Annotated in this window: 19 protein-coding genes; 10 read left to right on the top strand and 9 right to left on the bottom strand. The window is 62.2% G+C overall.

The window, feature by feature from the left end; genetic code table 11:
- Nucleotide 1: 1 nt before the first annotated feature.
- Nucleotides 2-1,573 (bottom strand): C13 family peptidase, encoded by a 1,572-nt coding sequence (locus ACQ4WL_RS24815; protein ID WP_436512127.1) that lies wholly within the window; start codon nt 1,571-1,573, stop codon nt 2-4.
- Nucleotides 1,574-1,758: 185 nt separating this feature from the next.
- Here ACQ4WL_RS24815 and ACQ4WL_RS24810 point away from each other — a divergent pair, with 185 nt between their 5' ends.
- Nucleotides 1,759-3,702 (top strand): GAF domain-containing sensor histidine kinase, encoded by a 1,944-nt coding sequence (locus ACQ4WL_RS24810; RefSeq protein WP_436512126.1) that lies wholly within the window; start codon nt 1,759-1,761, stop codon nt 3,700-3,702.
- A 133-nt stretch (nt 3,703-3,835) separates the two neighbouring features.
- On the opposite strand, the gene ACQ4WL_RS24805 is transcribed toward ACQ4WL_RS24810, so the two are convergent.
- Nucleotides 3,836-5,347, bottom strand: a complete 1,512-nt coding sequence (locus ACQ4WL_RS24805; protein ID WP_436512125.1) for a DUF3369 domain-containing protein — start codon at nt 5,345-5,347, stop codon at nt 3,836-3,838.
- A 433-nt stretch (nt 5,348-5,780) separates the two neighbouring features.
- Between ACQ4WL_RS24805 and ACQ4WL_RS24800 the strand changes: the two genes are divergently transcribed.
- Nucleotides 5,781-6,284 carry a DUF3016 domain-containing protein gene (locus tag ACQ4WL_RS24800; protein WP_436512124.1) on the top strand — a complete coding sequence of 168 codons (504 nt, stop codon included), beginning with the start codon at nt 5,781-5,783 and terminating at the stop codon, nt 6,282-6,284.
- 19 nt (nt 6,285-6,303) lie between these two features.
- Here ACQ4WL_RS24800 and ACQ4WL_RS24795 read toward each other — a convergent pair whose 3' ends face one another.
- From ACQ4WL_RS24795 to ACQ4WL_RS24785, 3 genes are all read right to left on the bottom strand, one after another.
- On the bottom strand, nt 6,304-7,089 hold the full coding sequence (locus tag ACQ4WL_RS24795; protein ID WP_436512123.1) for a substrate-binding periplasmic protein: 786 nt from the start codon (nt 7,087-7,089) through the stop codon (nt 6,304-6,306).
- A gap of 71 nt (nt 7,090-7,160) precedes the next feature.
- The gene (locus ACQ4WL_RS24790) at nt 7,161-7,604 is read right to left on the bottom strand and encodes a thioesterase family protein (RefSeq protein WP_426073220.1); all 444 of its coding nucleotides are present in this window, start codon (nt 7,602-7,604) and stop codon (nt 7,161-7,163) included.
- A 131-nt stretch (nt 7,605-7,735) separates the two neighbouring features.
- Complete coding sequence (locus ACQ4WL_RS24785; RefSeq protein WP_436512122.1) at nt 7,736-9,184, bottom strand: PQQ-dependent sugar dehydrogenase; 1,449 nt, start codon at nt 9,182-9,184, stop codon at nt 7,736-7,738.
- Between the two features lie 276 nt (nt 9,185-9,460).
- Here ACQ4WL_RS24785 and ACQ4WL_RS24780 point away from each other — a divergent pair, with 276 nt between their 5' ends.
- Both ACQ4WL_RS24780 and ACQ4WL_RS24775 read left to right on the top strand, forming a co-directional pair.
- Nucleotides 9,461-10,567, top strand: a complete 1,107-nt coding sequence (locus ACQ4WL_RS24780; RefSeq protein WP_436512121.1) for an S-(hydroxymethyl)glutathione dehydrogenase/class III alcohol dehydrogenase — start codon at nt 9,461-9,463, stop codon at nt 10,565-10,567.
- Nucleotides 10,568-10,683: 116 nt separating this feature from the next.
- The gene (locus ACQ4WL_RS24775; RefSeq protein WP_436512120.1) at nt 10,684-10,917 is read left to right on the top strand and encodes a hypothetical protein; all 234 of its coding nucleotides are present in this window, start codon (nt 10,684-10,686) and stop codon (nt 10,915-10,917) included.
- Between the two features lie 4 nt (nt 10,918-10,921).
- Here ACQ4WL_RS24775 and ACQ4WL_RS24770 read toward each other — a convergent pair whose 3' ends face one another.
- Nucleotides 10,922-11,926: a GlxA family transcriptional regulator gene (locus ACQ4WL_RS24770; RefSeq protein WP_436512119.1), complete on the bottom strand. Its 1,005-nt coding sequence runs from the start codon at nt 11,924-11,926 to the stop codon at nt 10,922-10,924.
- Between the two features lie 115 nt (nt 11,927-12,041).
- Here ACQ4WL_RS24770 and ACQ4WL_RS24765 point away from each other — a divergent pair, with 115 nt between their 5' ends.
- From ACQ4WL_RS24765 to ACQ4WL_RS24755, 3 genes are all read left to right on the top strand, one after another.
- Complete coding sequence (locus ACQ4WL_RS24765; RefSeq protein WP_436512118.1) at nt 12,042-15,218, top strand: DUF6701 domain-containing protein; 3,177 nt, start codon at nt 12,042-12,044, stop codon at nt 15,216-15,218.
- A gap of 90 nt (nt 15,219-15,308) precedes the next feature.
- The gene (locus ACQ4WL_RS24760; RefSeq protein WP_436512117.1) at nt 15,309-16,007 is read left to right on the top strand and encodes a dienelactone hydrolase family protein; all 699 of its coding nucleotides are present in this window, start codon (nt 15,309-15,311) and stop codon (nt 16,005-16,007) included.
- 129 nt (nt 16,008-16,136) lie between these two features.
- The gene (locus tag ACQ4WL_RS24755) at nt 16,137-16,553 is read left to right on the top strand and encodes an SRPBCC family protein (RefSeq protein WP_436512116.1); all 417 of its coding nucleotides are present in this window, start codon (nt 16,137-16,139) and stop codon (nt 16,551-16,553) included.
- A 91-nt stretch (nt 16,554-16,644) separates the two neighbouring features.
- Here the strand turns inward: ACQ4WL_RS24755 and ACQ4WL_RS24750 are convergent, their stop codons facing one another.
- Nucleotides 16,645-18,261: a M28 family peptidase gene (locus tag ACQ4WL_RS24750; protein ID WP_436512115.1), complete on the bottom strand. Its 1,617-nt coding sequence runs from the start codon at nt 18,259-18,261 to the stop codon at nt 16,645-16,647.
- Nucleotides 18,262-18,395: 134 nt separating this feature from the next.
- Here ACQ4WL_RS24750 and ACQ4WL_RS24745 point away from each other — a divergent pair, with 134 nt between their 5' ends.
- The 3 genes from ACQ4WL_RS24745 to ACQ4WL_RS24735 all read left to right on the top strand — a co-directional run bounded on the left by ACQ4WL_RS24745 (nt 18,396) and on the right by ACQ4WL_RS24735 (nt 23,777).
- Nucleotides 18,396-19,241 (top strand): alpha/beta fold hydrolase, encoded by an 846-nt coding sequence (locus tag ACQ4WL_RS24745; RefSeq protein WP_436512114.1) that lies wholly within the window; start codon nt 18,396-18,398, stop codon nt 19,239-19,241.
- 271 nt (nt 19,242-19,512) lie between these two features.
- Nucleotides 19,513-21,681 (top strand): DEAD/DEAH box helicase, encoded by a 2,169-nt coding sequence (locus tag ACQ4WL_RS24740; RefSeq protein ID WP_436512113.1) that lies wholly within the window; start codon nt 19,513-19,515, stop codon nt 21,679-21,681.
- Nucleotides 21,682-22,121: 440 nt separating this feature from the next.
- Nucleotides 22,122-23,777 (top strand): methyl-accepting chemotaxis protein, encoded by a 1,656-nt coding sequence (locus tag ACQ4WL_RS24735; RefSeq protein ID WP_436512112.1) that lies wholly within the window; start codon nt 22,122-22,124, stop codon nt 23,775-23,777.
- A 34-nt stretch (nt 23,778-23,811) separates the two neighbouring features.
- Here the strand turns inward: ACQ4WL_RS24735 and bamE are convergent, their stop codons facing one another.
- Both bamE and ACQ4WL_RS24725 read right to left on the bottom strand, forming a co-directional pair.
- On the bottom strand, nt 23,812-24,120 hold the full coding sequence (bamE, locus tag ACQ4WL_RS24730; protein WP_436512111.1) for an outer membrane protein assembly factor BamE domain-containing protein: 309 nt from the start codon (nt 24,118-24,120) through the stop codon (nt 23,812-23,814).
- On the bottom strand, nt 24,117-24,917 hold the full coding sequence (locus tag ACQ4WL_RS24725) for a hypothetical protein (protein WP_436512110.1): 801 nt from the start codon (nt 24,915-24,917) through the stop codon (nt 24,117-24,119). The genes bamE and ACQ4WL_RS24725 overlap by 4 nt, the downstream gene beginning before the upstream one ends.

The following is a 24,917-nucleotide window of genomic DNA, read 5'->3' as shown; positions in this document are numbered from 1 at the left end:
TCTATTGTACAGAAAGGCGGTCCCGCATGCCTGGCTGGGCACGCCATGCTTTCAAATGCGCGGCGATGGCTTTGCCCTGGAACATTTGCGGCTCGGAATGCTCTTCCGCTTCCATGCCGCCTTCGCGGAAGTCGGCTGCCTCGCGCGCCTGTACCAGCGCCTTGGCCTTGTCGAAGGCTTCGGCAAAGCCGGCGCTCTTGGGCAAGGCTTCCTTGAAATACGCTTCGCTGAAATACGTAAAATCGTTCTGGTCGTCGCAGCCGAACGAGGTGCGGTCGCGGCGCGCGGCCGTGATGATGAGGGTGTTGTCATCTTTCAGCGGCGCAATAAAACCGCCCGCATAGCAGGCCGAGATCACGATGACCTTCCAGCGGATGCCGCTGTCCTTGAGCATGGACGCCAGTTCCTGCGCGGGCAGGCCGTGCAGGTCCATGCCGTTTTGCGCCAGCGCCAGTGCGTGCTCGGGCGAGCCGTGGCTGGTGAGGAACAGGAACAGGATGTCGTTCTGTTTGTCCATCTTTGCGCCCAGCGCACCGAGACTGGCGGCTATGCTGGTGCGCGTGGCCATCGGCTGCTGCGCCACCGTGTTGCGGCTGTTGACCAGCATCAGGGAGCGGCCCACGGTACCATAATCGCGGTCGAACTGGCGCTGCACGAAAGCTGTTTCGCGGTGAAACACTTCCTGCGCGCCATCGCCGGCCACGCCCAGCAGGTACAGATTGATTTTTTTTGCCGCATCGCGCGGCACGATCCGGGCCAGGGCGCCGTCGAGCACGGTGCGCTGGTTATACAGGGCCAGTTCGATATTATCGCGCGTGAGCTTATCCAGGGCCGGGTCGTCCAGCAGGCCTTCCGTCCAGTTGCCACTGTCTTCGCGTCGGCCGTCCGCCTGCGCGACGGCGTAGCGCAGCACGCCCTTGCCGTCGAACTGGCCATTCTTGAAGTCGCCCCGGTATTCGTCGCCCTCGGCGGTGCGCAACACGCCGACACCCTCGAATTTCCAGTCTTTCAGCTCGCCTTCGTAGTGGATGCCGTCGCTGGTACTGACCTTGGCCTTGCCCTGCAACTGGCCCTGGACGAAGTCGCCTTCGAAGACGCTGCCGTCCGTGTCGGTCAGCTTGCCGGCGCCGTGCGGGCGCCAGTGCTTGAACTGTCCCACGAAGGTGGCGCCGTCGGCGCCCTGGAAGCGGCCTTGCCCCTCGAAGCTGCCCTTGACGAAGCTGCCCGCATAAATCTCGCCCTTGGGCGAGGTGTAGCGGCCGATACCGTCGAAGGCGCCCTGGCGGAAGGCGCCCACGTATTCGACGCCGGACGCCTGGCGCAGCGTGCCCTGGCCGGAAAACACGCCGCGCGCGAAGCCCCCTGCATAAAACGCGCCGCTTGCGTACTCGAGCCGACCCTGGCCATGCATCTTGCCCGCGATGAGTGGACCGAAATAGCGTCCGCCATCGGCCGTCTCCGCCGCCGGCGCCTTGGCTGGCGCGGCGCACAGCGGCGGCATGCCCAGCGCGGCAAAGGCCAGCAGGCCGGCAAGGGTGTAGGGGCGAAGCGAGGCGCGTAGCGTGGCGGTCATGAGGACGGTCTGGTCTGTAGGAAGGGGCCTAGTCTGCCACTGTATCGCCAAGGTGGCAAATGCCGGCGTGGCGTGTGTTGCTCTGCCTCAAGGCAAGATTCTCCGTTTTATGCCGTGCCAAGGCTGGGCTGAACTGATAATATTGATTTTCAGAACATATACTTACACAAGGCACACAGTTACCCATGGAAAGCCGTCTCAGCCGCCTGGAAGCCGTTCAAACCGTGTTGCTGGAAATCGGGCAGCGCTCGAGCACTTGCAGCGATATCAGTGAATTCCTGCAGGCGGTGCATGCGGCGCTGGGGCGCATCATGTATGCGGCCAATTTTTATGTGGCCCTGAGCGACCGCGACGACGGCCTGGTGCGCTTTCCCTATTTTGTCGATGAATTCGACGCCGCGCCCGACCCGGACGTGGGCGTGCGCCTGGCCAGCGCCGCGCAGTCGCCCACCGCGTGGGTCATCGTCAACCGCAAGCAGCTGGTGATGACGGCTGATGATGACGCCATGCGCGCCATCGGTGGCGGCGCCTGGGGCGGCGGCACGGCGGCCGAGCACTGGATCGGCTGTCCGCTGCTGGATCAGCAGCACCAGGTGCTGGGCGCCATCGTCATCCAGAGCTATGACGCGCAGCACCGCTTCAGCCTGGAAGACCAGGCCCTGTTTGCGCTGATCGCCACGCACGTGTCGAGTGCCCTGCAAGGCATGCAAAGCATGGACCGGCTGGAAAAGGCGGTGCAGGAGCGCACGGCCCTGCTGGCGCACGAGGTGGCCGAGCGGCGCCGCGCGGAAAACCTGCAGCATGCGCTGTATGAAATCGCCAACCTGTCGGCGCAGGCTGCCGACGCCACCACCCTGTATGCGCGCCTGCATGCCATCATCAGCGAACTGGTGACGGCGAAGAATTTCCTCATCGCCCTGTACCATCCCGACAACAAGGACATCACGATCCCGTATTTCGTCGATGAAAAGGATGCGCAGGCGCCCGTGAAACGCTTCCATTACGGCATCGGCATGAGTTCGTACGTGCTGGCGCGCCGGCAAGCGTGTTTGCTCGATGCCAGCAGCTATGCGGCGCTGGTGGCCAGCGGCGAGATGGACGAGCCGCTGGGCAACGTGGGCATCGCCAGCTGGATGGGTGCGCCCATGCTGCTGGGCGAGCGCAAATATGGCGTGATCATCGTGCAAAGCTACGACACCTCGGTCGTGTATGGGCAGGCGGAACTGGACGTGCTGGCCTTCATGGCCAGCCACGTGGCCGTGGCGATGGCCCGCATCCAGGCCGACAGCGCCATGCGCCAGGCCAAGGAAGCGCTGGAAGAGCAGAACGCGGCCCTGAACAGCGCCCTGAGCGCCTTGCAGGAAGCGCAGTCGGAACTGGTGCGCCAGGAAAAGCTCGCCTCACTGGGCCGCCTGGTGGCGGGCGTGGCGCATGAAATCAATACGCCGCTGGGCATTTGCGTGACGGCCACCAGCCACCTGGTGCAGGAATTGAAACTCACGCGCGAAGATCTGGAAGGCGGCCGGCTCGATGAAGACGGCTTGCGGCAATTCTTTGACATCATCGATCAGACCCTGCGCATCATGACAACGAATACCCAGCGTGCCGCGGCGCTGGTGCGCAGCTTCAAACAGGTGGCCGTGGACCAGTCCTCGGACGAATTGCGCAGCTTTCACTTGCGCAAATACCTCGATGAAATCCTGCTGTCGCTGCAGCCCAAGCTCAAGGGCAAGCCGGTCAGGGTGGACATCGATTGCGCGCCCGAGGTGCAGCTGCGCAGCTATCCGGGCGCCGTCTCGCAGATCGTCACGAACATGGTGGTCAATTCACTGGTGCACGGTTTTGTCGAAGGCGAGCCGGGCAAGATCAAGCTGTCCGCCCGGACGGCCGGCGAGATGCTGGAACTCGACTACAGCGACGATGGCATGGGCATGGACAGCACCACCCTGGGCCAGCTGTTCGACCCCTTCTTCACGACCAAGCGCGGTTCCGGCGGCAGCGGCCTGGGTGCGCACATCCTGTACAACCTGGTGACGGGGCCGCTGGGCGGCACGGTGAAGGTGGTCAGCGCCCCGGGCATGGGGTTGCACTACAAGATCCGCTTCCCACTGGAACCTAAGAGCACCTGAGAAAACGTCCATGGCTGCGTTGCTTGGTCTTGCCGTGCTATTCGCACTGTCTGCGACCGCGCGCCTTGCCCTGAACGTTTTTCAGGCGCTCTTGCGGCGCGGGTTCGCAGAATGAAAACGACGGCCGTGAATATCAGTCAGGGAAACGCTGATTCAACGCCAGCGCTTCATCCAGATTCGCAATCAGCAACTCCACATATTGCGGATCGAGGTGGCTGCCGCTCACTTCGCGCAAATAGCTGACCACGCGCTCCAGCGGCCATGCGTCCTTGTAGCAGCGCTTGTGCATCAGGGCGTCGAAGACGTCGGCGACGGCGGCGATGCGCGCGTATTTGTGGATGCTTTCGCCGACCAGGCCTTGCGGGTAGCCGCTGCCGTCGTACTTTTCATGGTGCTGGTGGGCGATCACGGCGGCCGCTTTCAAGAGCGGGCGCTGCGAGCCGTCGAGGATGGACATGCCCACCGTCGGATGCTGCTTCATGATTTCCCATTCGGCCGCGTCGAGCTTGCCCGGTTTCAGCAGCACGGCGTCGGGCGTGGAAATCTTGCCGATGTCATGCATGGGCGCCGCGTGGCGCAGCACCATGGTTTCTTCTTCCGACATGCCGGACGCTTGCGCCAGCAGCTGGCACACTTCGGCCATGCGGCGCACGTGGTTGCCGCCTTCGTGCGAGCGCGATTCGACCACGTCGCCCAGGCGCAGGATCAGCTCGGCCTGGGTATCGGTGATTTCCTGCGTCAGCAGGATGTTGTCGAAGGCAATCGCTACGCCCGAGCAGAATACTTCCAGCAATTGCGCATCGAGGTCAGAAATCTCTTCCACGCCCTTGAGCACCAGCAAGGACGCCTTGCCGCTGCTGTTCGGAAAATAGCCGACATAGGTGTCGCCGTGCAGGCGCGAGATTTTATTGCTCTTGGCGTCGTCCAGCTGCGACAGCAGGGATGGGCTGAGGATACCGTCATCGGCTTCATGGTCGCCGATCTGCGCGAGGATTTCATAATCCTGTTCGCCCGAGATGGCGCTGGCGCCGCGCAGGCGCAGCAGCATGCTCGTTTCCAGGCGCAGCAGGGCGACGACTTGTTGCAGCAGGCCGCTGGCGAAGTCGCGCAGGTTGCGCTGCTTGAAAATGTGCGCCGAGGCGGCGATGACGCGCTCCAGGCCTTCGCGGTAATGGAGCTGGGCCAGGCGCGCCTCTTCCACCTTCATGATGTCGCGGTAGGCGCGCAGGGCGGCAAAGGTGGTGGTAAACAGCTTGGTGCGATCGAGCTCTGTCTTTTCCTTGTAGTCGTTGATGTCGTAGTTGACGATCACCCGTTCTTCCGGCGCCTGTCCCGGCTGCCCCGTGCGCAGCACGATGCGCGTAAACTGGTTGCCCAGGTCTTCGCGCATCCAGCGCGCCACTTCCAGGCCGCTGTCTTCGCGCTCCATCACCACGTCGAGAAACACCAGCGCGATGCCTTCTTCGCGCGCCAGCACCTGCTTGGCCTCGGCGCCGCTGTACGCATGCACGAAGCTCAGGGCGCGGCCTTCCAGGCGAAAACGGCTCAACGTCAGTTTGGTAATGTCGTGGATGTCGGGTTCATCATCGACGAGCAGGACTTTCCAGGGGAGTAACTTGGGTGAAGCTGAAGACAAAAATGACATAAGGGCGAGTTCCGCTAAAAGGCATAACTGACGCAATGCTGAGACGCCCGCGCCAGGCTAGCCTGTGCGCCACTACTGGCGTTGCGCGTTTTTCGGGCGCATTTTGTCGATTGTAGACTGACAGCTAAATATTAACAATATGCAAGAAAAATTGACTAAAAACATGCAACACCCGTACTGAAAAAACACTTTAAATCCAGGCTGCTAACACTATCTATACTTTATCGCTTAGGCAACTATATTTTCAAGACAATACTTTGTTTTAATTAATATTGCCAATGAATCTGCAAAAAATACGGCGTCTTGCCTTTTTGGCGGGAAATCAGAAAAGTAACAAGGTATGAATTCCGCGCCAGAATGGGATGCCGCGCGCTATATTGAACAGGCATAAGAAGTGGCCCCATGCCACTCACATTTCCTGAAAGGGTCAATCATGCAAAAACAAACGACGCGCGCCCTGGTCGCCGCCCTGGCTTTGCTGGCCAGCAGCGCGGCCTGGGCAGGAACGGAAGTGCAGTTCAGCAAGCCGGATCAATACACGGATGTTTCGTTCAACCCGCAGGAACGGGAAGAGGTGTTGAAGGAACTGAGCCGGCATTTCGAGAAACTGGGGGCATCGCTGCCGCCCGGGCAGACCTTGAAAATCGACGTCACGGATGTGGACCTGGCGGGCCGTGTAAATCCCGCGCTGCGTGTCGGCCAGGATATCCGCGTCATGAATGGCCAGGTCGACTGGCCGCGCATGCGCCTGCACTATGTGCTGGAACAGGATGGCAAGGTCATTCGCAGTGGCGATGCAGCCCTGTCCGACATGTCCTACCTGAGCCGCATCAATCATTATTTCAGCACTGAAAAGCTGCGCTATGAAAAGCTGATGATCGATGACTGGTATGCCGACACCTTCGGCATCAAGGTGAAGCGCCAGACGCGCAAGTAAGCGAGCATTCATCGCCATTTCAGCGCAGGTAGGCTGCTTCGATGCGCGCCATCTGCCCGTTCTGCCGCATGGCCAGCAAGGCCGCATTCATCTTGTCGATGAATGCGGCCTTGTAGGCCGGCGTGTTGCGCGCACTGTAGGCGATATACGTGGCTTCGGACGACAGTTCCAGCACTTCGTGTAATCGGAAGCCGTAACTGGCCAGTTCGCCTTGCAGTTGGCGCGCCGTGTGACGCGCTGCGCCGCGGTCGCTGGCGTAGCAATCGACGCGCCGCAGGGCCAGTTTCCTCAGATTGGCTTCATTGCCTATGGCCGCTTCCAGGCGCAGCAAGCCCTGGCGGGCCGGTGCCATCAATTTTTCCGACAGTAAAAAACCCGTGTTGACGCCGATGCTCAGGCCGGCAAAGTCGGCGGGGAAGTGCGTGCGCGGCGTGCGCATGACGGCGTCATGGCAGAACAACACCACCGATTCGCGGTACAGCATGGTCGAATACGGTTGCACGTAGGGCCGTTCCGTCTTGCGTCCGGGCGGGAACAGGCCGAATACCTGGCCTTTTTCCAGCGCATCGAGGCCCCGTTTCCAGGGGCGCGGCTGCAGGTCCAGGCGATACTCCGGCATGCTTGTGGCGGCTGCGCGCAGCATGTCGACGTACATGCCCTTGAACACGCCATTTTCCACGTAGCTGTATGGCGCATAGTCGTCGTCGCCGTACAGGATGACGGTGTGCGGCGCGGCCAGGGCGGGCGGCAAGATGCCCAGCAGGGCCAGGCTCAGGCACAGTCTTGCCGTTATTGCTGCTTGCATGCCGCTCCAGATTCAATGTCTTCCTGGCAAGCATACAGCATGGCGGCAAGGCGACCCGCTTAATCTATCCATTAATCGATCCAGTTCACCTGCGGGAACTTGCTGCCGAACTCTTCCGGCATCGGCACGACCTGGCTGCGCTTGTAGTTGAAAAACACAAAGCCGGACTTGGCCATGGCAATCAGGGCGTTGTCGCGCGGACGCGTGATGCGGAAAGTGATGTCGCCGCCATATTTATTGAAATCCATGACGCCCACTTCGAACAGCAACTGGTCGCGCGCATGGGCTTCGGCACGGTAGGTGGTGGCCAAGTCGGTGACGATGATGCCGGTGCCGTCCGCTTCAATGTCGCGCACGCCGAATTCGAACAGGAAGCGGGCGCGGGCCTCGGAAATCATGGAAATCATGGAATCGTTGCCGAGATGGTTGCCGGCATTGATGTCCGTGGTGCGTACCGTCAGTTGTGAGGAATAGCAGTACTGGTCTTCGGGAAATTCAAGTTTCAAACGGGCCATGGTGTTCTCTTGGGCTGGTGCGCAGGGCGCGACGGGAAAAACCCATTCTAGCCGGTTCCCCGCGCCCCGTCGAAAAACGCCCTCAGCCGCGTGCGGCTCCGCTTCAGTGGCGCACGCTCATTTGCGTACGCTTATTTACGTACAACCTTGTAAACCTTGCCCGTGCCGCTCAGCATGTACAGCTCGTTTTGCGCATCCTGGCCGAAGGACAGGATGTTGCCCACGTTGGTGATGTTCCAGTCAGTCACGGCGGAGGCCGTGCCATTGCTGTAGCTGAAACTTTTTAGCCAGCCGCTGCAGTAGTCCGAATACAGGTAGTGCCCCGCCAGTTCCGGCAAGGCTGTGCCCCGGTACACATAGCCGCCCGTGATCGAGCAACCGCCAGCCGTATCGTGGCCGTATTCGATGGCGGGCAGGACCAGTCCCGCCTGGTTGCAACTGGCGCTGTTGTAGCACTGCGTGCCTTCCATGATGTTCCAGCCATAGTTGTTGCCCGCCTGGCCCACGGGCCGCACGTCGACCTCTTCCCGATTGGCCTGGCCCACGTCGGCGAGGTACAGCAGCTGGGCCGGCACGTCGAAGGCGTAGCGCCACGGGTTGCGCAAGCCGTAGGCCCAGATTTCAGGGCGCCCGCCTGCCGTGGCAAATGGATTGCCGGGTGGAATGGCGTATGGCTGGGCCACCGTGCTGGCGTTGACGTCCAGGCGCAGCAGCTTGCCCAGCAGGACGTTGGTATTTTGCGCGTTGCCGGGCGGGTCACCCGCGCTGCCGCCGTCGCCCGTGCCCGCATACAGATAGCCATCCGGGCCAAAGCTGAGCAAGCCGCCATAGTGGTTGCTGAACGTGGGATGGGGAATCGTGAGGATGGCCAGCGCTGAGAGGGGATCTGCCGCGTTGGCGTTGCCCGCCGACACTTGCCGCCGCTCGATGACGATATCGCCGGCTATGTCGGTGTAGTAAATGAAGAAATAGCCGTTGCTGGCGTATTGTGGATGAAAGGCCAGCGACAGCAAGCCCCGCTCGCCGCTGGTGGTGGTGAGCGCGCTGATATCGAGGAAGGGCGTGGCCAGCAAGTTGCCGTTCTGCACCACGCGGATGCGTCCGGGGCGTTCGAGGATGAACAAACGGCTGTCGCCGGGTGGCGCCGCGAGGAAGATGGGCGCGCTCAGGCCGGAGACCACCTCTTGCAGGGCCAGGGCCAGCGGCGCTGTGGCCGCATAGGTGACGCTGGCGCTGGCCGTCGCGCCCGCATTGACTTGCACCTGCTGCGCGACGGGCGTGGGCGCCAGCGTTCCCGTGCCGTGCGCCACGCTGGCGGCGCTGAGCGCGTAGGCGCCGGGCGCCAGGTCGCTGAGCGTGGTGCTTGCCGCCAGCAGCTTGCTGTAGGACGCGGGTCCGCTGAGCGTGACGGCGCCCGCCACGCCGGCCGACAAGCCGCCGATGCTGACCGTCAGGCTGCCGGTGGTCGCGCCGGGCGGGTCGTCGTCGTGGCCGCCACCACAGGCGGCCAGCAGGGCCAGGCAGCATGCCAGCAGCAGGGCCAGCCAGATACTCGTGCGTCGGGAAAATAGATTGCGCATGTCAGTCTCCTGCGGGAACGACGCAACGGCTACGCGATGAATGTCGCTTGTGCCAAGAATGCGCGTCTGTATGCCGGGAAGATTGAGCTGGCGCAAACGGACATCGCACTGACGTCAGCATACGCCCCGCGCCTGCCGCGCTTCCGTGCGTTGCTGCACGGTGTGGCGGCATCGGACAAATGCGCCGCGTTTTCAGACAAGCGCGCCGCCGCTGGCCCCGCCACGCCCGCAAGCGTCCGATAATGGCGCATCTGAAACCGAGCAGGAAGAATCCCCATGAAAACCAAAGCCGCGATTGCCTGGAAGGCGGGCGCCCCGTTGACCATCGAAGAAGTCGACCTGGCCGGCCCGCGCGCCGGCGAAGTGCTGGTCGAGCTGAAAGCCACGGGCATTTGCCATACCGATTACTACACCCTGTCGGGCGCCGACCCGGAAGGCATCTTTCCCGCCATCCTCGGTCATGAAGGCGCGGGCATCGTCGTCGACGTGGGCCCGGGCGTGACGACCCTGAAGAAGGATGACCACGTCATTCCCCTGTACACGCCGGAATGCCGCCAGTGCAAGTTCTGCCTGTCGCAAAAGACGAACCTGTGCCAGGCCATCCGTTCCACGCAGGGGCGTGGCCTGATGCCGGATGCGACCAGCCGCTTTTCCCTGAATGGCCAGCCGTTGTTCCACTACATGGGCACTTCGACCTTTTCCAACTATATCGTGGTGCCGGAAATCGCCCTGGCGAAGATCCGCGAAGATGCGCCGTTCGACAAGGTTTGCTACATCGGCTGCGGCGTAACGACGGGCGTGGGTGCCGTGCTGTTCTCGGCCAAGGTGGAAGCGGGCGCGAATGTGGCCGTATTTGGCCTGGGCGGCATCGGCCTGAACGTGATCCAGGCGGCGAAAATGGTCGGCGCCGATAAAATCATCGGCATCGACATCAACCCGGCGCGCCAGGCCATCGCCCGCAAGTTCGGCATGACGCATTTTATCAACCCGAACGAGGTGGAAAACGTCGTCGACGCCATCGTGCAACTGACGGACGGCGGCGCCGACTATTCGTTTGAATGCGTGGGCAACACGACCCTGATGCGCCAGGCGCTCGAGTGCACGCACAAGGGCTGGGGCAAATCGTTCATCATCGGCGTGGCGGCAGCGGGCCAGGAAATTTCCACGCGTCCATTCCAGCTGGTGACGGGGCGCGAATGGCGCGGTTCGGCCTTCGGCGGCGCGCGCGGACGCACGGACGTGCCGAAGATCGTCGACTGGTATATGGAAGGCAAGCTCAATATTGACGACCTGATCACGCATCGCCTGAAGCTGGAAGACATCAACCAGGGTTTCGACTTGATGAAGAGCGGCGAATCGATCCGTTCCGTGGTTTTATATTAAGCACTGTACTCATTGCGCAACACTTGACGGACGGGGCAGGGCGGCAGGCTGTACTTCGCTGCCTGCGCCTGCTAGTGTGAAAGTATCGCCACGTCGCCTTGAGATGGGAGCCTGTCATGTTCGCCACTGCCTATTTGCTGACCTTGCGGCGCATGCTGCCCGTCTTCCTGGCTGCTGCCCTGTGTTCGCTGGGGGCGCTATGGTGGCGCGATGCCGCCATTCTGGCCTCGTCCACCATGTGGCTGGGCTTGCTTGCCACGTTCCTGCTGTGCGCCCTCCTGTTTACACCGCTGGCGCGCCAGCGCCGGCAACTGGCAACGCGTCACGTGCGTCACGGCAAACTGCGCTGAATTCCTAGCGCGCCGTGCTGGAAAAGCGTTCGCGGTAGTCGCGCGGCGTGATGGCGAGTTTCTTTTGAAACAGGCGGCGCAGCCTTTCCTCGCTGTGCAAGCCCGCTTGCACAGCCACCTGTTTTAAGGAGGACACATTGTCTTCCAGCAAGCGGCGCGCCGCTTCAAAGCGGGCCGTCTCCATGAATTCCGTGGGGCTGCTGCCCGTTTCGCGCTGGAATACGCGCGTAAAATTGCGCTCGCTCATGGCCAGCCTGGCCGCCAGCAGCGGCACCGTGATCTCTTCGGCCAGGTGTTCCATGATCCAGCCCTGCAACTGGCGGATGGTCGGATGTGTCGTCATCTGGCTCGACAGGTGTACGGAAAACTGCGACTGGCCGCCGGGCCGCTTCAAATACACCACCAGGTCGCGCGCCACTTCCAGCGCGATATCGCGGCTGAAATCGTCTTCCACCAGCGCCAGGGCCAGGTCGATGCCGGCCGTCACGCCGGCCGATGTCCAGAATTTTCCTTCCCGCACGAAAATCGCATCCGCATTGACCTGTATCAAAGGATAGCGCTGGCGCAGGCTGTCCACGGCGCTCCAGTGGGTGGCGGCGCTCTTGCCGTCGAGCACGCCGGCCTCGGCCAGGAAGAAGCAGCCCGTGCACAGGGCCGCCAGGGTCGCGATGCGCGGCGCCGCCTCGGCCACCCAGGCGGCGAGGGCGGGAATATCCTGCAAGACTTGCTCGACGTGGTGGCAGCCGACGATGACGGCCAGGTCGGGCAAGCGGTTCACATCGAGCGCCTTGCTGGCGTGCAGCGACATCAGGGTATCGGACTCGACGGGGCCGATGGCCGTCGACACGATGCGCACGTCGTAGCCGCCGGGCAGATTGCGCAGGCGCAAGTGGGTGTTGGCGTAATCAAACACTTTCATGGCGCCGATGGCTTCGAGCGCCTTGAAGCCGGGGTAGACGATGATGTCGACGGTGCGCAGGGGGAATTCTTTGGGGCTTTGCTTGATCATACGATATGCGCGAGGGGGATAAATACTGCCATAATGCAACAACAGCGATGGCGTAGATTAGCATGGAATAATCGACGTTCGCGCTTGCCTTCCACTCATCAGATTTCTGGACATCGTGCGCTTACTCCACATTTTGACTGCCCTGACATTGCTGCTGGGCTCATCCCTTGCCCACGCGGCCATGCTCAACTTCAATGGCGGGGCTGTCAGCGGCTGCACCCTGCCGGCGTCAAGCACGCAATACACGTGCGCCTCCCTGCTTATGGGCAGCAGCGACAACGTCGTCATCGCCAGCGGCTATGGCGTGACGGTCAACAGCGATGTGAGCATCGGCTACAACCAGGGCCTGAGCATGAGTGGCACGGCGGCCCTGACTGCCAACAAGAATCTGGACATCAGCAATGTCAATCCGCCCAACCTGAAGATCACGGGCGGCAGCCTGACGGCCAAGGGGGGTAATTTCAAGGTGGGGTCGCAGGGCGGCACGGTGCTCGTGGCCGATATCTCGGCGGCGTCTATTACCGTGGGAGGCACGCCCGTGAAGGTGACGGGCAGTATCACGGCCACGGGCAATATCGATATTTCTGCCGGCTCGACGCTGAATGGCGCCATCAGCGGCGGCAGCATCACCACCAGTTCCAATGTCACCATTACGGGCAGCGTCAAGGCCAGCGGCAGTGTCAGCATCGGGTCAAGCTCGACCATAACGGGACCCATCAACGGCAGCAGCATCACCACCAGTTCCAGCGTGACGATCACGGGTAACGTGAAGGCAGTCAATGCCTTCAGCCTGGGTTCGGGCAGTCACCTGAAGGGCACCACCGAGGCGCCCATCATCAGCATTGACGCGGCCAGCAGCGAGGTGCAGGGCGATATCACGGCGACCACCTCGCTGACCATCGGTTCCGCTAGCCAGGTGACGGGCAACCTGAAGTCGCCGACGATCGACTTGAAGGCGTCCGGCCTGGTCGTCACCGGCGACGTGGAGGCGAGCAAATCCTTGTCGATCGCCTCCGGCAATGGCATCAAGGGCAATGTGGACGCCGGCGAGGTGACGCTCGACTCGTCCAGCGCCTATATTACGGGCAACGCCAAGGTCGACCATATCACCTTGGGCTGGCAGGGCCGGGTGCAGAAAACCATCACCTGCAAGGCGTATACGCCGTCTAATCCATGCAGCTGCGTGACGAACAACAGCGGCTGGGCCTTTAATGAACCGATGGGGCCGAAATGCGGGCCCGGCACGCAGGCGGGCCCCGACCACTTCCAGATCACGCATCCGCCTTCGGCGCTCACGTGCGCGGCGGCGCCCGTGACGGTGACGGCCTGCGCCGACGCCAGCTGCAGCAGCGTCTACACGGGCGCCGCGCAAGTGACCCTGACGCCGGGCGGTGCGACGGCGCAAATCAACAATAAACAACCGCCCACGGGCATGGTGACGTCCAGCGTGGGGCAGACGACGGCCGCCAGCAATGTGCAGCTGGGTCTGACGAGCGTGCCAACCACGACGGGCGCGCTGGTATGCAAGAGCAGTATCGACAACAGTACGACCAATTGCCAGATGGCATTCCTCACGAGCGCGCTACAGATCAGCGGTGTGCCCCGCTACGCGGAGGAAGAGGAGATCATCAGCATCAGCGCCAAGCAGACGTCATCATCGAATCCGAACGCCTGCGTGCCCCTGTTTGCGGGACAAAGCAAGACGCTGAACCTCAGATGCACCTATGCCAACCCCGCCTCTGGCACCTTGCCGGCACGCATACAGGGACAGGGTGGCACGTATGTGGCGCTGGCCGCCAACGCCAATGCCGGCAGCTCCTGCAGCGTCGCCGGGACCAGCATCCAGTTGGCCTTCGATGCCAATGGCGTGGCCACGCCGAAGATGCTGTACGCCGACGTGGGTGCGCTGAGCTTGATTGCCACCTATGCATCGAGCAGCGGCAGCGGCTTGACGATGACGGGCAGCGGCACGGTCATCGTGGGCCCAAAATATTTCGCCTTCAGCGCCATCGCCACGCCGCAACAGGCCGGCGTGGCCGTGGTGCCTGTGGCGCCGGCAAAAGAGATACGGGTGTCGGCCCTGAATGGGGCGAAAGTGGCAACGCCCAACTTTGGCCGCGAATCGGTGGCGCCAACCGTGCTGCTGGGACGTACTGTCGTCGAGCCCACGTTTGCTGGCCACGCCGAGCCGTCGGCCGATGGCAGCCTGGGCTTTAGCGAGGGTGTCTTGATCGGCACGGGCATGAGCTGGAAGGAAGTGGGATTGGTTCAATTTACGGCCAGCTTGATGAACTACCTGGGATGGCAACTGCCTGCCGTCAACGGCGTCGTTCCACCGCTGGCCAGCGGCACGAGTGGCAAGGTGCAGTTCATCCCGCATCACTTCATCACGGAGCTGATCAAGGACAACAGCAAAGGTGACTTGCCGAAAGACACCAACGGCATCGCCATGCCATGCGCCGCGCCGCTCACCTGCGCCGGCGATGGGGCGAACGGCCGCTACGCCTACTCGGGGCAGGCGATCGGCGTGCGCGTGACGGCGCGCGCCTTGGGGGGGGCGACGACCCAAAATTATGACGACCGCAACCCGACGGCCCTGGCGCCCGTGCTGCTCGAAGGCCTGGATGCGGCCACGGGCACGAATTCCTTTCCGCCGAGCACTTCCGATGGCAGCAGCCGCCTCACCGATGGCAGCAAGGCGCAAACCACCGTCACCGGCGTGGCGCCCGTGAAATTCACACTGGGCTTTGCCTCGCCCATGGTCGCCTACCGTTTTCCGGGCAAGGCAGGCGCGCCGGTGGCGCCTACCGACGTGCTGCTGCGCGCCAGCAGTACGTATCCCGGCGGCGCCGTCGTCAGCTCAACTTCGACAGTAGTCCAGAATGAGGGACGGATGACCGTGCTGTCGGGGCAATGGATGGTGCCCAACAGCTATGGCTCCGCATTGCTGCCCGTTAAACTGGCCGCGCAAGTCCAGTACTGGAACGGGACGAAATGGACGACGAATTTGCTCGACAGCATCAGTGCGCTGAACAAGTCTGACGTGCTGTTTGTCAATTGCAAGAAAACCCTGGATTGCGCTGCGCTGGCAGCAGATGACCGGACGTATTCCGTCGTGCAAGGCGCACTGCCGCAGGCCAATCGCCTGACCTTGCTGGCGCCCGGCGCCGGCAAGGCCGGCAGCGTGGACGTGTCCGTGGGTAACCATCCCTACCTGGGCAGCACGATCGGCACCGTCGTCTTCGGCGTCTTCAGATCGGGCCCCGTGATTTACCTGCGCGAGCTGTATTGAGCCTGGGCAAAGGGGAATGGGCGCAGGCAGGGCGAAAAACCAGTAACATGCCTGGCTGTGGCATTCCCCCAACCTCAGACTGGAGTTTCTATGAGCACGACTTCGCAGTGGATCGATATCGCCGGCCCGGCCGGCAGCTTCCAGGCTTACCTGGCCGTGCCGCATATCGGCAAAGGCCCCGCCATCATCCTGTTGCAGGAAATTTTCGGCGTCAACGAGCATATCCGCGCCGTGGCCGACCAGTATGCGGCCGATGGCTATGTGGTGCTGGTGCCCGACCTGTTCTGGCGCGCGGGCGCGCACATCGAGCTGGGCTATGACGAAGCAGGTTGGAAGCGCGCCGTGGAACTGATGCAAGCCACCGATAACGAACATGCCTTGAGCGATATCGCCGCCACCGTCGCCGCCTTGCGCGCGCGCCCGGAAGTGACGGGCAAGCTGGCCTCGGTCGGTTACTGTTTCGGCGGCCGGCTGTCGTATCAAGCGGCTGCGGCCGGCCTGGTCGACGCCGCCATTGCATATTACGGCGGCGGCATCCAGAACAAGCTGGACCTGGCCGACCAGATCACGGTGCCGCTGCTCATGCATTTCGGCGGACAGGACAGCCATATCCCGCCGGACGCCGTGCAAAAGATCGCCGAGCGCTTCGAAGACCGGCAAGACGTGGAAATCCATATCTACCCGGGCGCCGAGCACGGTTTCAACTGCACCCACCGCGACAGCTACCAGCAGCGCGCCGCCGCCCACGCGCACGGCAATTCCTTGATTTTCCTGTCAGAAAATCTGTAAGCGGGAGAGCGGCAAGCGCTGTCGATTCAGCAGCAAAGCCGCATGGGCGCTAAAATAGCGGCTGTGCCGGGCAACTCCGGCCGGTCGGGCGCGGCGCCCGGCAAACCTGGATGAGGAACCGAATTAAAGATGGCCCAAGTAATTGTTTCTGTAACATTGGCGGCAAGCGCCGAACGCGTGTGGGATTTTATCGGCGGCTTCCAGTCGCTGGCTGAATGGTCGAGCTCCATCAAGACCAGCCTGTCCGAGCATGGCGGCCGCGTGCGCCGCCTGAAAACCACGGACGGCGCCATCATCGCCGAACGCCTGCAAAGCTACAGCGAAGCGGACAAGAGCTACAGCTACACCATCGTCTCGGGCCCGATCCCCGTCAAAAACTACCGTTCCACCCTGCGCGTCACGGGCGAACCGGGCGGCACTTCCTGCGTGGCGGAATGGTCGGGCGAGTTCGACGCGGCGGAGGGCGTGGAAGAGGTCATGGTGGGCGCGTTCCAGCACCTGTATGAAACGGCATTCGTCGACCTGAAACGCATCATGGCAATTTGATTTACCAGGCCCAACGGCAAATACTGGGGTCAGACCCTGAGGGTCTGACCCCGGCCTTTTTTGTTTTGCGGGTTAATTCACCGCTATCTGCCTAGCGTTTCACCTTGCCAAACGCTTCGCCCTTGTTCCAAGTAGGCAAGTTCTTGTCGTTTGCCACTGCATAGCCGAGGTTCAGGGTGAACTGCGCCTGCTGCACCATGCCCGACAAGTCCCACGACGGGTGGTATTCATCGGTGACCTGATGATAATCCTTCTTGAAGGCGACCAGGCGCTCGCCGGACGCTGTCGGTTCCTGGACGAAGTCGAACGCGCCGTCGCCGGAGAATACTGCCGAGCCCACGTTGAAGGCGGGCACGCCGGCCTTGGCAAACGCAAAATGGTCGGCCCGGTAAAACGCGCCGGACAGGTCGGGAATGCTGGGCGCCAGGCGCAGGCCCATGCGCTTGGCCACCTTGGCGGCGCTCGCGTACAGGCTGCTGCGCTCGGCGCCGGCCACGCCGATGTCATGCGTCTTGCCGACGAAGTTCATGCTGTCGAGGTTCAGGTCGGCGGCTGTTTTCGAAAGCGGCCACAGGGGTTTGCGCGTGTAGGCCGTGCTGCCCAGCATGCCCGTTTCTTCGCCGGCCGGCCACAGGAAGATCTGCGTGCGCCGCGCCGGTTGTTTCACGGCCACTTGCGCCATGGCCAGCAGGGCCGCCGCGCCCGAGGCGTTGTCGATGGCGCCGTTGTAGATATGGTCGCTTTGCCCGGCGCGTTGGCTGCCTGCGTCATCCTTGCCCAGGTGGTCCCAGTGCGCCGAGTAGATCACGGCTTCGTCCCTGAGTTTCGGGTCCGTGCCCGGCACGATGCCGGCCACGTTGAATTGCTCGATGCTGCGGATCTGGCTGTTCAATTGCACCTTGACCGTCGCGCTCAGGGCCACGGGGCGGAACGCGCGCGTTTCGGCCTGCGCGCGCAAGGCGTCCAGATCCTGTCCAGCGGCCTGGAACAGCGTACGCGCCATGTCTTCCTGCAGCCAGCCTTCCATCGCATTGCCCGCGCCGGCCAGATTGAAGCGCTCATGGCCGAAGCCGTTGGCAGGCACCGACCATGGATACGAGGCGGACGCCGTCGTATGGATCAGCAGCACGCCGGCGGCGCCCTGGCGCAGCGCTTCCTCGTACTTGTAGACCCAGCGGCCGTAATACGTGAGGGACTTGCCGGCAAAGCGGTTCGGTTCGGCGGCGGTCGGCTGCGGATCGTTGACCATCATGATCACCAGCTTGCCCTTCAGGTCGACGCCCTTGAAATCGTCCCAGTGTTCTTCCGGGGCGCGGATGCCGTAGCCGGCAAACACGACGGGCGCGTCGAACGCCACTGTCTGCTGGCCGTTGGAGGCGCCGAAGACGATGTCCTTGCCGAAGGCGGGAGCGAGCGTCTTGCCGCCCGCGCTGAAGGTCACTGTGCTCGATGGCAAGGCCTTGCTGCCGACGATGGTCAGCGCCTGGCGGTACGTGCCATCTTTCAGTGGCTGCAAGCCGGCCACGGCTGCCTGCGTTTCCAGGTAGCGCACGGCCAGGTCGCCGCCGCGCTGGCCCGTGCCGCGTCCTTCGAGCAAGTCGTCGGCCAGGAAGGACAGGTGGGCGCGCAGGGGCGCTTCGGCAACGAGCGGTTGGGCGAGGGTAGCCGTGCTGAACAGGCTGGCGGCGAGGACGATGGGAAAACGCATGACGACTCCAAAAGTGAATACGGGAAAGCAAAGCAGCGGCAATCTTACTCTACCGCAATGCTCTGGCGTAGCGCGCGGCGTGCGCGCGCCATTGCGGCCACAATGGCTTCTGGTCCACCGACAAGGAGCGTTCCATGACTGCCACTGACTTGCAATCGAGCAATACCCTGCGTACCGCCGACGGCACCCTGATCTACTACAAGGACTGGGGCAGCGGCCCGCCCGTTGTCTTCAGCCACGGCTGGCCATTGTCGTCCGACGCCTGGGAAGACCAGATGTTTTATCTGGCCTCGCACGGCTACCGCGTCATCGCGCACGACCGGCGCGGCCATGGCCGCTCCAGCCAGCCCTTCGACGGCAACGACATGGATACCTATGCCGACGACCTGGCCGCCCTGATCGAGGCGCTGGACTTGACGGGCGCCACCCTGGTGGGCCACTCGACGGGCGGCGGCGAAGTGGCGCGCTATATCGGCCGCCATGGCACGCAGCGCCTGGCGGGCGCCGTGCTGGTGGGCGCCGTGCCGCCGCTGATGCTGCAAACGCCGGACAACACGCTGGGCTTGCCGCTGTCCGCCTTTGATGCCATCCGCGCCGGCGTGCAGGCGGACCGCAGCCAATTCTTCCGCGACTTGAGCGAGGCCTTCTATGGCTACAACCGGTCCGGCGCCAAGCCGTCGCAGGGCGTGCGCGACAGCTTCTGGCGGCAGGGCATGCAGGCCGGCATGCCGGCCGCCTATTTGTGCATCAAGCAATTTTCGGAAACGGATTTCACCGGCGACCTGGCCAAATTCGACGTGCCGACCCTGGTGATCCATGGCGACGATGACCAGATCGTGCCCATCGCCGCCTCGGCGCGGCGCACGGCTGAGCTCATCATCGGCAGCAAACTGCTCGTGTATGCGGGCGCGCCGCACGGCCTGGCGACGACGCACAAGGACCGCCTGAACGAGGATTTGCTGGAGTTCTTGCGCACCTGATACGGGGTGGGCGCCATCGTTTAGAGGTGCCCGCCGCTGCTGTTGCCGCGTGGAACAGGCGCAGGCCGCACATTGTTGTGTATCGTTTAATGTTGGCAAAATCACGCGGCAATTGCGTGCGGATCACCGATTTTTCTGCCTTTTTTCGGTCCATATGCCGCAAAAAACGGCGTTCTGCGGCATGCGGCCACCCGGTAAGGTCCAGTAAAGAGTAAACTAGCAGATACACTCTTTCGCATTGGGCGATTCGAGCGAACTTGTGAGTGATTTCATGTCTGATACACCAATTTCCTTATTTTCCGACCTTAACCTGAGCGAGCCGCTGATTCGCGCGCTCAAGGATGTCGGTTACGAAACACCGTCGCCTATCCAGGCGGCCACGATTCCATTGTTGCTCGCTAACCGCGACGTGCTGGGCCAGGCGCAAACAGGTACGGGTAAGACCGCCGCCTTCGCCTTGCCTATCCTGTCGCGCATTGATCTGAAACAAAGCTCACCCCAAGCCCTGGTCCTGGCACCGACGCGCGAACTGGCCATCCAGGTCGCTGAAGCGTTCCAGGTGTACGCCGCGCACATCCCCGGCTTCCACGTGCTGCCGATTTACGGCGGCCAAAGCTACGGTCCGCAACTGTCGGCCTTGCGCCGCGGCGTGCACGTCATCGTCGGCACCCCCGGCCGCGTCATCGATCACCTGGACAAGGGGTCGCTCGACCTGTCCAAGCTGAAAACGCTGGTGCTGGACGAAGCCGATGAAATGCTGCGCATGGGCTTTATCGACGATGTCGAACGCATCTTGAAAGAAACGCCGGATGGCCATCAAACGGCCCTGTTCTCGGCCACCATGCCTTCCGTCATCAAGCGCATCGCCACCACCTACCTGGTCAATCCAGCCGAAGTGACGGTCGCCGCCAAGACGGGCACGGCCGACAACATTCGCCAACGCTACTGGCTGGTCTCGGGCATGCACAAGCTCGACGCATTGACCCGCATCCTGGAAGCGGAAGTGTTTGACGGCATGATCATCTTTGCCCGCACCAAGCTGGGTACGGAAGAGCTGGCCGGCAAACTGCAGGCACGCGGCTTCTCGGCTGCCGCCATCAATGGCGATATCCAGCAAGCGCAGCGTGAGCGCACGATCCAGCAGTTGAAAGACGGCAAGATCGACATCCTCGTGGCTACCGACGTGGCCGCCCGCGGCCTGGACGTTGAGCGCATCAGCCACGTCGTCAACTACGACGTGCCGCACGATCCGGAAAGCTATACCCACCGTATCGGTCGCACGGGCCGTGCCGGCCGTAGCGGCGAAGCGATTCTGTTCATCACCCCGCGTGAAAAGAACTTGCTCAAAGCCATCGAACGCTCGACCCGCCAGCCGATCGGCATGCTGGAACTGCCGACGATCCAGGCCGTCAACGACGTGCGTATCGCCAAGTTCAAGGAACAGATCAGCGAAACCCTGGCCTTGGGCGAACTGGAACAGTTCCAGTCGCTGATCGAAGATTTCGAACGCGAACAGAACATTCCCGCCATCGAAATCGCCGCCGCCCTGGCGAAGATGGCGCGTGGCAATGTGCCGCTGTTGCTGGACAAGAACAAGGCGCGCGAGCAAGCCACCTGGCAAGACGACCGTCCTGTGCGCCAAGACCGCTTTGAGCGCAACGACCGTCCGGAACGGGGCGAGCGCTTCGAGCGTAACGAGCGCAGCGAACGGGGCGAACGTCCGGCCTTCCCGAAAAAGGAACGCATCTCCCGTCCTGCCGACGCCGGCATGCAAACCTTCCGCATTGAGGTAGGTCATCAGCATGGTGTTAAACCGGGCAATATCGTGGGCGCCATCGCCAACGAAGCGGGCATCGATTCGAAAAACATCGGCCGCATCGAAATCTATGACGACTACAGCGTCCTGGACTTGCCGGACAGCATGCCGAAGGAATTGCTGGACCAGCTGAAAAGCGTATGGGTCGCGGGCCAGCAATTGCGCATCAGCCGCGATGGCGACGCGCCGGATCTGGCGCCGCCAGCCGCGCCACGCAAGCCGTTTGCCGCCAAGTCCGCGCCAGCGTTCAAGGATGCGCCGGCCGACGCGGGCGACGCAGCGCTGGCACCAGCACCGCGCGCGCCGAAGAAGGAACGTCCGCGCCCAGGCGTGACGGCTTACCGTATCGAAGTGGGACGTGAGCACGCTGTGACGCCAAGCAACATCGTCGGCGCTATCGCCAACGAAGCGAACCTGGAAGCCAAGCATATCGGCCGCATCGATATCTTTGACAACTACAGCGTGCTGGACCTGCCGGAAGGCATGCCGCCGGAAATCCTCGACCACCTGAAATCGGTCGTGGTCTCGGGTCAGAAACTGCGCATCAGCCTCGATGACGGCACGACGGAGCGTAAACCTGCGCCGCCGCGTCCGAAGTCCCCGCCGCGTAAATCATTTAAGTAAGCCATCCCCACAGGCGCCCCGGCGCCTGTGTCGCGGATTGGAGACATATCCCCCACTGGCGCGTTCGCGCCAGTTTTTATTTCCCCCCCTCAAGAAATGAACCTTGTTGCTGCGTTACTAACGCGGATGGCTGTGCCATGCATTTTTCCTATTGGCCTGCCGTTTCCATCTTTTAAGCGGCGTAGGCGGCTTGTTTATCGCGCTGGATAACAATAAATAATATTTAATTAATTATTCATGCTGCATCCTATTGAAACTTTGAATTTCAATAAAGTCAATCAAGTTAGGTTAAAGTAAATTCTAAAATATAAATAAATTGACTTTTGTTAAATTGTTTGACCCGTGTCACTGTCGCCGTGGCGATATATCGCTGGTGCTTGATGTGGTATATTGTTTTTATGTTTTTGTTATGCTAGTTGAAAAAAAATAGAGGAGCGACGATGCGGGTCAATACGCCTATCACGCAAAATGAATACGTATTAAATGAAGGCATGACGATTGTTTCCACCACGGATTTACAGGGAAACATCAATTACGCCAATCAGTATTTCATTGAAGTCAGCGGTTTTTCAGAAATGGAACTGCTGGGTGCGCCACAAAATATTCTGCGTCATCCCGATATGCCGGCCGAAGCGTTTGCCGACCTGTGGGATACCATCAAGACCGGCATGCCATGGACCGGCATGGTGAAGAACCGCTGCAAGAATGGCGATTTTTATTGGGTCTTTGCGAATATCACGCCCGTCATCGAGAACGGCTGCCCGATCGGCTACATGTCCGTGCGTACCAAGCCCACGCGCGAGCAGATCAACGAAGCGGCAGCCCTGTATAAAAGTTTTAAAGATGGCAACACCGCCAGGCTGGCATTCCGCAATGGCCGTGTCGTGCGCCAGGGCTGGGTCGCCAAGCTGGCCGAGTGGCGCAAGCTGAGCCTGTCGCAAGACCTGGCCCTGCATTGCATCGTCTTTGGCGTGGTGCTGGCCATCCTCGGCTGCGCCGTCTGGAATATCGACGGCGACACGAGCACGGCAACGCGCAGCTGGCTCAGCGGCGCTGCCGCCGCAGCCGTCGCACTGATGTTGTATTTCTGGGCTCATCTGCACAATTCGCTGGTCGCGCCCCTGGGCGACGCCATCACCATGGCGCGCAAGATGGCCGGTGGCGACTTGACGGGCGTCATCGACAAGGTGCGTGATGATGATATGGGGCAATTGATGGCGGCCTTGCGCCAGACCAACATCAACCTGCACAGCATCATCGGCGACGTGCGCGCCAACTTCGAGGATATCCGCGTCACGACGGCGGAAATTGCCACTGGCAATATGGACTTGTCCAGCCGCACGGAATCGCAGGCGTCCAGCCTGGAGCAGACGGCGGCCAGCATGGAAGAACTGACGTCCACGGTGCAAAACAGCGCCGACCACGTGGCCACGGCCAACGACTTGGCTGCGCAGGCATCCAGCGTCGCGTCCAAGGGTGGCACCATCGTCAGCGAAGTGGTCACCACGATGAATGAAATCAGTACGTCGTCGCGCAAGATTCTCGACATCATCGGTCTGATCGACGGCATCGCTTTCCAGACGAACATTCTTGCCTTGAACGCGGCCGTGGAAGCGGCGCGTGCGGGCGAGCATGGCCGCGGCTTCGCCGTCGTGGCCGGTGAAGTGCGCAGCCTGGCGCAGCGCTCGGCGACTGCGGCCAAGGAAGTCAAGAATCTGATCGACCATTCGATCGCTACCGTGAATGCGGGCAGCGTGCTGACCAGCAATGCGGGCGCCACCATGGCGGAAGTGATCGCCTCGGTGGCCCGCGTGACGGAAGTGATGGACGAGATTTCCTCCACCACGCGCGAGCAGAACCAGGGCATCGGCCAAGTCAACCAGGCCGTCATCCAGATGGATGGCATCACGCAGCAAAATGCGGCGCTGGTGGAGCAGGCCGCTGCGGCTGCCACCAGCCTGGCGCTGCGCACCGACAGCGTCGCCCAGTCGATCAGCATTTTCAAACTCAAGGCGTCGCCCAAGCGCAAGGCTGCCGGCGTAGGCCGCAGCGTGGGTGCGGGCGTGGCGGCAAGGGCCTTGCTGAAGGCACGCTAAGACCATCATCCCGCCAGCGCAACGCTGGCGGGAGCTACTTCGGTACCCGGTACACTTCCCCGCTGCGCACCTTCTGCACCACCCCATCCCCGCCAAACAAAATGACATACTCGCCCTGCGCGCCGGCGGCGGCCGGGTAGTTGTACATCCACACTTCATTGCCGCTGTCGAAGCGGATGGCCGTGCTGTCTCCCAGCGCCGCGCGCACCTGCTCGCGCGTGCTGCTGCCCGGCTGCACCGTCTGTTCCAGGGTGGCGTACGGCACATTCTTACTTGCCTGCAAGGCGCGCGTGCCGGAGCAGGCGGCGAGCAGCACCAGCGCGAAGACACTGAGCCATTTCATGGCGCCACCTCGTCCATGTAAGTAAATTCCAGCAAGGTATCGTCGGGCCAGCTGGCGTCCCACAGGGGCGCGTAATACGTGCGGTCGAGCAGCACCTGGCAATCGCAATAGGGCAGTGAGGCGGGCGTTTGCTCGCCGCCCGCGTACAGCATGGTGAGCGGTAGCGTAACCCTGCGTTCGCCATGCACGAGGGTGACGCCGAACAGGGGACGCTCCGTGAAAAACAAATAATTACCATCCGGCTCGGAACACACCTTGTCTGTGCTGTAGAGCATGCTGGACAGCCAGGCGATGATTTGCGGGTCGTTCGAGATCAGGCCCGAATCCATGCCGGCGCGGCATTCCAGGCGCAGGTCGCCCAGGCGCCGCGTGCCGGGCGGCAAGCCGGGCGTGATGACCTGCGCGCGCCAGCTCATGCTGGAAGCCTTGCGGTTGGCGATCAGGACGGCATCTTCGCGCGCGGCTTGCGCGTTGCGCACGGGGGCAAAGCTGTTGTCCTCAGCCAAGGGCAAGGGGATGCTGACGGTATCGCCGGCGATGCGCAGCTGCACGCCCGTCATGTCCACGCCAGGCTGGCGCGGCAGCAAACGAAAACGCAGCACCGCCTGCGGCGCCAGCGCATGGTCGCGCTCGAAGCGGTCCACGCCCTGCAGCATCTTGCGGTAGGATTTATCCACGGGGTCGCGCGTGGCATCCACTTTCACTTGCGGCACGGGCGCGGTTTGCGCCAGCGCAACAGCGCTGTACAGTGAGCCAGGGAGCAGGCAGGCGAGCAGCAGGGAGAGAGGAATACGCAT

This window comes from Janthinobacterium kochi (assembly GCF_051380715.1).
In the GTDB taxonomy this organism is placed as follows: domain Bacteria; phylum Pseudomonadota; class Gammaproteobacteria; order Burkholderiales; family Burkholderiaceae_D; genus Janthinobacterium.
The sequence above is the reverse complement of the archived record's forward strand: the minus strand, read 5'-3'. Positions and strand labels throughout refer to the sequence as shown.

What these genes read in the sequence shown, in the direction of transcription:
- ACQ4WL_RS24815 (WP_436512127.1), bottom strand. Translation starts at nt 1,573, where the DNA reads ATGACCGCCACGCTACGCGCCTCGCTTCGCCCCTACACCCTTGCCGGC.
- ACQ4WL_RS24810 (WP_436512126.1), top strand. Translation starts at nt 1,759, where the DNA reads ATGGAAAGCCGTCTCAGCCGCCTGGAAGCCGTTCAAACCGTGTTGCTG.
- ACQ4WL_RS24805 (WP_436512125.1), bottom strand. Translation starts at nt 5,347, where the DNA reads ATGTCATTTTTGTCTTCAGCTTCACCCAAGTTACTCCCCTGGAAAGTC.
- ACQ4WL_RS24800 (WP_436512124.1), top strand. Translation starts at nt 5,781, where the DNA reads ATGCAAAAACAAACGACGCGCGCCCTGGTCGCCGCCCTGGCTTTGCTG.
- ACQ4WL_RS24795 (WP_436512123.1), bottom strand. Translation starts at nt 7,089, where the DNA reads ATGCAAGCAGCAATAACGGCAAGACTGTGCCTGAGCCTGGCCCTGCTG.
- ACQ4WL_RS24790 (WP_426073220.1), bottom strand. Translation starts at nt 7,604, where the DNA reads ATGGCCCGTTTGAAACTTGAATTTCCCGAAGACCAGTACTGCTATTCC.
- ACQ4WL_RS24785 (WP_436512122.1), bottom strand. Translation starts at nt 9,184, where the DNA reads ATGCGCAATCTATTTTCCCGACGCACGAGTATCTGGCTGGCCCTGCTG.
- ACQ4WL_RS24780 (WP_436512121.1), top strand. Translation starts at nt 9,461, where the DNA reads ATGAAAACCAAAGCCGCGATTGCCTGGAAGGCGGGCGCCCCGTTGACC.
- ACQ4WL_RS24775 (WP_436512120.1), top strand. Translation starts at nt 10,684, where the DNA reads ATGTTCGCCACTGCCTATTTGCTGACCTTGCGGCGCATGCTGCCCGTC.
- ACQ4WL_RS24770 (WP_436512119.1), bottom strand. Translation starts at nt 11,926, where the DNA reads ATGATCAAGCAAAGCCCCAAAGAATTCCCCCTGCGCACCGTCGACATC.
- ACQ4WL_RS24760 (WP_436512117.1), top strand. Translation starts at nt 15,309, where the DNA reads ATGAGCACGACTTCGCAGTGGATCGATATCGCCGGCCCGGCCGGCAGC.
- ACQ4WL_RS24755 (WP_436512116.1), top strand. Translation starts at nt 16,137, where the DNA reads ATGGCCCAAGTAATTGTTTCTGTAACATTGGCGGCAAGCGCCGAACGC.
- ACQ4WL_RS24750 (WP_436512115.1), bottom strand. Translation starts at nt 18,261, where the DNA reads ATGCGTTTTCCCATCGTCCTCGCCGCCAGCCTGTTCAGCACGGCTACC.
- ACQ4WL_RS24745 (WP_436512114.1), top strand. Translation starts at nt 18,396, where the DNA reads ATGACTGCCACTGACTTGCAATCGAGCAATACCCTGCGTACCGCCGAC.
- ACQ4WL_RS24740 (WP_436512113.1), top strand. Translation starts at nt 19,513, where the DNA reads ATGTCTGATACACCAATTTCCTTATTTTCCGACCTTAACCTGAGCGAG.
- ACQ4WL_RS24735 (WP_436512112.1), top strand. Translation starts at nt 22,122, where the DNA reads ATGCGGGTCAATACGCCTATCACGCAAAATGAATACGTATTAAATGAA.
- bamE (WP_436512111.1), bottom strand. Translation starts at nt 24,120, where the DNA reads ATGAAATGGCTCAGTGTCTTCGCGCTGGTGCTGCTCGCCGCCTGCTCC.
- ACQ4WL_RS24725 (WP_436512110.1), bottom strand. Translation starts at nt 24,917, where the DNA reads ATGCGTATTCCTCTCTCCCTGCTGCTCGCCTGCCTGCTCCCTGGCTCA.